Source organism: Streptococcus intestinihominis, from assembly GCF_046824975.1.
In the GTDB taxonomy this organism is placed as follows: Bacteria; Bacillota; Bacilli; order Lactobacillales; family Streptococcaceae; genus Streptococcus.
This window is the reverse complement of record NZ_JBKQBL010000007.1, coordinates 54,685-56,345: the sequence shown is the minus strand read 5'-3', so window position 1 is coordinate 56,345 and position 1,661 is coordinate 54,685. Positions and strand designations below refer to the sequence as shown.

General features: G+C 44.2%; 3 protein-coding genes. All 3 read right to left on the bottom strand.

The window, feature by feature from the left end; translation table 11 throughout:
- Window positions 1-662, bottom strand: a 662-nt coding sequence (locus ACLOR3_RS09770; RefSeq protein WP_412037189.1) for an NAD(P)/FAD-dependent oxidoreductase, incomplete at its 3' end; no start/stop codon positions are given.
- Between the two features lie 58 nt (window positions 663-720).
- Window positions 721-948 (bottom strand): DUF4059 family protein, encoded by a 228-nt coding sequence (locus ACLOR3_RS09765; RefSeq protein WP_006596860.1) that lies wholly within the window; start codon window positions 946-948, stop codon window positions 721-723.
- A 195-nt stretch (window positions 949-1,143) separates the two neighbouring features.
- Window positions 1,144-1,661 (bottom strand): amino acid ABC transporter ATP-binding protein (locus ACLOR3_RS09760; protein ID WP_412037188.1); only part of this gene is annotated, 518 nt, incomplete at its 5' end.

Sequence of the window (1,661 nt, the reverse complement as noted above, 5' to 3'; positions counted from 1 at the left end):
ACCTCACCAGTTTGAACATCTTTTAAGACCAGACTGGTCACACGGTTGTCCCCTTTGATCTCTTCGACCACTGTATTCCAAGCAAAGTGAATCTTTTCATTGGCAAAAGCTCGGTCTTGAAGAACTTTTTGGGCACGTAGGGCATCGCGTCGATGAACAATGGTAACAGACTTAGCAAACTGAGTCAGGAAGATTGCCTCTTCAACCGCAGAATCTCCTCCACCAACAACCATGAGGTCTTCATCTCGGAAGAAGGCGCCATCACAGACAGCGCAATAAGAAACCCCACGACTATTTAATTCTTCTTCACCTGGAACTCCCAACAAGCGATGGTTAGAACCAGTCGCAATAATAACGGTCTTGGCTTGAAGGAGACCATCATCTGTCGTAATCTCCTTGTAGTTTCCTTGATCCACAATGTTTTCAGCTCTGCCGAACAAGTGTTCCACTCCTAAAGCTTCTAGAGGTTCGAACATCTTTTCAGCCAATTCAGGACCACTGATGTTGGCATAGCCTGGATAATTTTCAATGTCAGACGTGTTGTTCATCTGTCCGCCAGGAATTCCTGCTTCTAACAAGGCAACCTTGAGATTGCTACGGGCTGCATACAAGGCTGCAGTCATACCCGCAGGTCCTGCACCGATAATCAGTGTATCATACATAAGCTTCTCCTTTTGTTGTAACTATCTTGATTCTAACTCCAATTGAACCATTTTGCAATTATCTTGCTCGAAGAATAAACAGAACTCCAATGACTGCAAAGGTAAGGACTGGAATTGTCATAATATCAATTAATAAAATATCATAGAGGTGTAACTGGCGTTCCTTAGCTGTTTTATCCGTCTTACGAGCTGCTCGCAAGCCTATCCAAATAGCTGAAGCAACCAACACCCCAATTGAAGTGATGATTAGGCTCTCGATATAGAGAGATAGCAATTGGTTTAACATAAGATCTCCTTAGTATCCAAGATTGGAATGAGGGGACGAGATGCCGATTCGTTTCGTTCACTATTAAATCAACTTGAAACTTCTATCTATGCGGAAAAATGAACTACATATAATCCTCTTTTCCTGAGGCACCTACTCAAAGAAAAATCCGAGTCTGAAACATCGCGTTCCAGACTCGAGCTCTTATATATTATATCAAACAAATGTTCGTTTGTAACTAGCAAAGAATTCTTTTGTCCGCTCTTCTTTAGGAGATTTCATAATCTCTTCTGGAGTGCCAGATTCAATAATTTTCCCCTTGTCGAGGAACAAGACCTTGTCTGCCACCTGGGAAACAAAGCTCATATCATGGCTAACCAAAATCATGGTTTGACCTGCCTGAGCTGCTGCTGCGATGGCTTTTTCTACCTCTCCGACCAATTCCGGATCGAGGGCTGAAGTTGGCTCATCCAACAAGAGGACTTCCGGCTTCATGGCTAGGGCTCGCGCCAAGGCTACCCGTTGCTTCTGCCCTCCGGACAAATGACGAGGATAATGGGTTTCGCGGTCCGACAGACCGACTTTTGCGAGTTCTTCTTTGGCAATCTTGGTCGCTTCCTGGTCGGGTAAGCCTTTGACGACGATTAGTCCTTCCTTGACATTATCCAAAGCAGTCTTGCGACTGAAAAGATTAAACTGTTGAAAGACCATAGCTAGTTTTCTTCGAAGGGTCA